A 3,592-nucleotide genomic window follows, 5' to 3' on the forward strand; every position below is an offset into this window, starting at 1 on the left:
CGCAACGTGCGACCCTCATGACCAGGCTGCCCACCCGGCCGCCGACCCGAACGCGCCCGCAACGACCTCGGCGCCGGCTTGGCCAGCCCATCCGACGACGGCGGCCGCGACGAGTTCGACGAGTCCTGCCCGAGCCGAGCCCGCAGATCCGCGTTCTCCGCCCGCAACACCGCGTTTTCCCGCCGCAACACCGCGTTTTCCCGCCGCAACCCGGCGTTTTCCCGCTCCAACTCAAGAACCCGGGCCTCCAACCGGGCAAGCCGCTCAAGCAGCTCCACGATGGACGGCGTTCCGGACACCCAACCATGATCCAACCCGAACGACCCAGGTCAAGCCGACCCGCCGACGAGCACCTGACCAGTCACGACATCTATAGGAGCATCTTTGCCGGGGCACTGGGGCGTACCCGTCGCCTCCGTTGGCCGGGAAGTGCTTGCCGAGCAGGTTGAAGAAACGCACCATGACACCCGCGCCATGGTCGCTCCACAACGGATAGAACCAATCCCGAAACCAATGCGTATCCGGGGCGGGGAATGGGTCACTGGTGCGCATCAGCCGGTGGTAGAACTGGCGCGACTCTTCGGCCATTCCGAGCGCCTCGTACACGTCGTAGATGTAGAATTCCATCCACTTGCTGTCGCCCCAGAGCGGGAACGCCGGGGAGCCGTGGCGGCCGGATGCGACGTCCTCCACGATGTGCCCGGCCTCGTGCGTCAGGACCTCGTACTGCCGGGAGGTCCAGTTCCAGCCGCCGACATCGCTCACGTTCCGGTAGTCGTGCGAAGCGTCGTAGACAGTGCCCGGATGACCGCCGGGATAGCGGCCCTCGTGGTGAATGGAGTAGAGCCGATCGGCGGCCAACAGGTTCGAACCGTTGCCATATGTATCGATGGTGTAGCGCCACATGCGGGTGAGGTAGGGCAGCAGCCAGCTCACCGCGCTGCCGTGGACGTCCCGATCGAAGTAGACCGCGACCGTGTCGTTGTAGTCGACCAGGGCCAACTGCTGACTATATTCGCGCCAATGCTCCTGCCAGCGACTGGGCGGTGGTTCCGGGGCGCGCGGGACGGGCACGTTACGCCGGGGTGCCCGTGACTCCACCCAGCCGGTACCGATCGGCAGCGGTGCCGTCCCACGCCCCCGAGCCTCGTGCGGCTCCCGATACCCCCAGCCACTCGTCACGATCGCACCTCCGCCGTAAGCCCGTGAGCCCTGCCTCACCCCGCCTACGTCCGGCAAGGCCGCCCGGGTTCACGCGATCCCGGCGAGTTCCCCGATCTCACCCGCTCAGCGCCGCCGGTGAGCCGAGGAGCCGCCGGTTGGCCGTAACGCCTCGCCGTCATTTTCCCGGGTCGAGCCGTTCACCCGACAGGATGTGCTTGTATCGGACGAGTTCGGCGCTCAGCGTGTCGTCGGCGGCCACGATGTTCTGGCGTACCTCGTGCAGCCATCCCTGCATGGAGTAGGCCAGCGACCGCAGTCGTACGAGATCCTCTTCGGTGCCGTTGTAGGCGGCGCCGGCGCTGTTTCGGTACCGTTCGACCTCCTGTTGCGCCTGAGCGCGAATGAGCTGTGCCTGATGGTGGGCCTCCCCGACGATCTGATCGGCCTGGGCTTGGGCGGTGGAGGTGATGTCGTCGCTGTATGCCTGAGCCTGCACCTGCCAGTCGACTTGGCTGCCGTGAACCAGTTCGGCCGGGCTCCCGTTGGCGGGCAGGCCGACACCATAGCGGCGTTGCTCGAGTTCCAGCTCTCGATGCTGCAGCGTGCGCGATAGCTGCTGGACTTGCCGCTCGAGATCGGCGATACGGTCGGCGGCCAGGCCGAGCACTCGCCGGACCGCACCCTGGTGATAGCCGCCCCACCGCCGTGTCTGCGGCAGGTCATGGTTACGGACCTGTTCCGACGTCAGCCATCCGGCTGCCGCCCCGTCGCCATGGGAAAGATGGTGACCACCGTTGGCTGTCAATGGTTGACCCTTTCTTCGCGTCGGTCCCGGCGCGCTGGCGCAGCGGGCAGGTACACGTCGTCGTGGAACTTTTCGGCATGGATCTGATCGGCGTGATAGCCGGCTGCGACCAGCCGCGCTGCGGTACCTGCGACCATATTGGACGAGCCGCACAGGAAGATGTCACAACTCGACCAGTCATCCAACCCTAGGGCGACATCAACGGCAGAGCCCCGCTGGCCGGTCCAGAACGGATCGTCGGACACGGCGTACACGACATTGAGCCACGGTAACGTGGCGTCCAGGCGGGTCAGCACATTCAGATCGTAGAAATCGGTTGCGGTGCTGGCGCCGATGACCAGCGTCACCAGCCGAGGCGTACCTTCATAGGCGAGTTGTTCAATGATCGCCCGCAGCGGCGCGAGCCCAGTACCGCCAGCGATGAGCAACAGGTTCCTCGGCGAGGTGAGATAGCCGATGAGGGCGGTGCCGACCGGCGCGCCAAGACGCAGTGTGTCCCCCGCCCGCAACCGGTACGCCAAGGCAGGGCTGACCTGCCCTCCCCGCACCGCCCGAATGTGGAACTCAAGGGTGCCGTCCGAGCGCGGGCGATTGGCCGGGGACAGATATCGCCATACCTTCGGCCTCAGCGCCGTCTCGACCGCAAGCGATTGCCCCGGGACGTACGAGTAGGGCAGGTCAGGCTGCACCGTGAGGACCGTGATCTCGGCGCAGCGTTGTTGCGCGTCGAGAACCTTCGCATCCCACCAGGGTGGTGTCAGGGCCGCGGCCTCTTGCGCCGCATCCACCATGAGACCGGCCACCATGTTGTAGGCGGCCGCCCAGTCGTCCGCGAGCTGAGCTGTCCAGGCCGAGCCGAGAGCCCGCTCCAAAGTGGCCAGCAAGGCACGCCCGACCACCGGGTAATGGTGCGGGAATACCTCAAAGCGGCGGTGATCGCGGCCCAACTGGCTCACGAAGGTGCGGAACTGTTCTTCGTGGTTGACGTTTTTGACTAGGTGGCCCATGGCGGATAGAAACTTGTCCCGTTGCGTGTTCATGGCGATGGGGAACATCGACCGCATCTCGGGCGCCAAGGTGAACAGGATTGCGTAAAACAGTGCCGGTGCCTGGTCCCCGAGTTGTTCGATCCGCGCCCAACTCGCTTTTAGTGCCGGTACGTCCATGTGCCAGCCCTTTCAGGTCCGTGGCAGAGGCGCGGTTGGCGGTCGGCGGTCCGGGCGGGCATCATGGCGGTCCAGGCGCCTACCCACGGGTGTCTGCTCGACGCTCCTCTGGTTGGTTACACGTTCAACGTACGCCGGGGAGGGATGGTTCATGCCACCCCAGGTCAGGCCTGCTTTACGCAGCTCTGCTTCGATGTAGTCTGCGGATCTGGGGCTTGATGCGCAAGCGCGGGTTGGCCCGGTGACATGGCGCACCACCAGACTAGGCCATGGTGTTCGTGCTGGTCACGTGGTTGCTGACGACGCGGGGCGGCTCGGTGATCTTCAGCTTGGCGAACAGGCAGGGCGATTGCGTAGTCAGTCGGCGGACGCCCTGAGCTGGTGATGTGCGCAGTGAAGGTTTCCGAGTAACGGTCTGCAACTGTGCGTAGTGGTCGTTTCAGGTGGTTCGTCCGTG

Annotated in this window: 4 protein-coding genes; all 4 read right to left on the reverse strand. The window is 65.6% G+C overall.

Annotation, left to right across the window (positions count from 1 at the left end):
- Positions 1–251, reverse strand: a 251-nt coding sequence (locus V6U90_RS32820; protein WP_442933716.1) for a DUF6444 domain-containing protein, incomplete at its 3' end; no start/stop codon positions are given.
- Between the two features lie 13 nt (positions 252–264).
- The gene (locus V6U90_RS32825; RefSeq protein ID WP_334444972.1) at positions 265–1,002 is read right to left on the reverse strand and encodes a hypothetical protein; all 738 of its coding nucleotides are present in this window, start codon (positions 1,000–1,002) and stop codon (positions 265–267) included.
- A 337-nt stretch (positions 1,003–1,339) separates the two neighbouring features.
- On the reverse strand, positions 1,340–1,969 hold the full coding sequence (locus V6U90_RS32830; RefSeq protein WP_334444974.1) for a DivIVA domain-containing protein: 630 nt from the start codon (positions 1,967–1,969) through the stop codon (positions 1,340–1,342).
- Positions 1,966–3,135, reverse strand: a complete 1,170-nt coding sequence (locus V6U90_RS32835) for a globin domain-containing protein (protein ID WP_334444976.1) — start codon at positions 3,133–3,135, stop codon at positions 1,966–1,968. The genes V6U90_RS32830 and V6U90_RS32835 overlap by 4 nt, the downstream gene beginning before the upstream one ends.
- Positions 3,136–3,592: the final 457 nt, after the last annotated feature.

Origin of the sequence: Micromonospora sp. CPCC 206060 (assembly GCF_036906895.1) — a bacterium.
GTDB lineage: Bacteria > Actinomycetota > Actinomycetes > Mycobacteriales > Micromonosporaceae > Micromonospora.